The following is a 1,000-nucleotide window of genomic DNA, read 5'->3' on the forward strand; positions in this document are numbered from 1 at the left end:
GAAAACAGAGATTTTAAAACTCGACCCGTTCCTGAAGCTGGGAAAACCAGCAAAAATTGCCGGATACTTTGGAGGTAAGGCGGGGTATCTGAAGGCGGTACAGGAATTGAAACAGGCCATCTATGCAGATGAGGTAGTATAAATGGGGAAGATGACATCATGGCATGTTGGCGTAGCTGCGGAGGCCTTCGTTGCTGCACAATTTGCAAGATTTCGATATGATGTATCCGTTCAATATGGAGCCAATCAGCCGGAATATGATTTGATTGCTGTATCCGGTGATAAAATGCTGAAAATATCGGTAAAAGGTAGCCAAGATGGTGGTTGGGGACTAACTCAGAGCTATAAAAAGGGCTGCGATTATCACGAAGCAATTCAAAAATGGTTAGATAGCCACCATAGAAAAACGATTTTTTGTCTGGCACAGTTCCAAGAAACAGCGGATAATGAAATGCCCCGTATGTACCTGGCTTCTCCTGATGAGATTGCTGAGGTTATGAATGCTTCTGCTGGTGGACGTGGTGATACAATTCTCTATGAATATCACAAATGGGGCCCTCGCGCTGCAGGAAGCGGAACGATTGACCGGATTCCAGACAAATGGAAGTTTACGGCTGAACGAGCACAATATATGTTCGAAACATATGGCCAGTAAACATAGAAAGGTGTTAAAATGAGTAATTTAACGGGATTTGTAAAACGGTTGCGGGATATCATGCGCAACGATGCTGGTATCAACGGTGACGCTCAGCGCATTGAGCAGATTGCCTGGATGCTGTTTCTGAGAGTATATGATGCCAAGGAGCAGGACTGGGAGTGGGATGACGAGGACTACATCTCCATCATTCCGGAAGAATGTCGCTGGCAGAACTGGGCGCATGATGATAAATTCGGTACCGCACTGACAGGCGACAAACTGCTGGATTTCGTCAACAACACATTGTTTCCAACACTGAAAAATCTGCCGGTGGATGCCTCTACCCCTATCAAAAAGGCTATT

The 1,000-nt window shown here is 45.5% G+C and carries 2 protein-coding genes; both read left to right on the top strand.

The window, feature by feature from the left end; genetic code table 11:
• The first annotated feature begins 142 nt into the window (after positions 1-142).
• The gene (locus H9X81_RS11525) at positions 143-655 is read left to right on the top strand and encodes a hypothetical protein (RefSeq protein WP_204722170.1); all 513 of its coding nucleotides are present in this window, start codon (positions 143-145) and stop codon (positions 653-655) included.
• Between the two features lie 18 nt (positions 656-673).
• Positions 674-1,000: type I restriction-modification system subunit M N-terminal domain-containing protein (locus H9X81_RS11530; RefSeq protein ID WP_204722172.1), on the top strand; the 327-nt coding region annotated here is incomplete at its 3' end.

The organism is Hydrogenoanaerobacterium saccharovorans (assembly GCF_016901815.1).
Lineage (GTDB): Bacteria > Bacillota > Clostridia > Oscillospirales > Ruminococcaceae > Avimicrobium > Avimicrobium caecorum.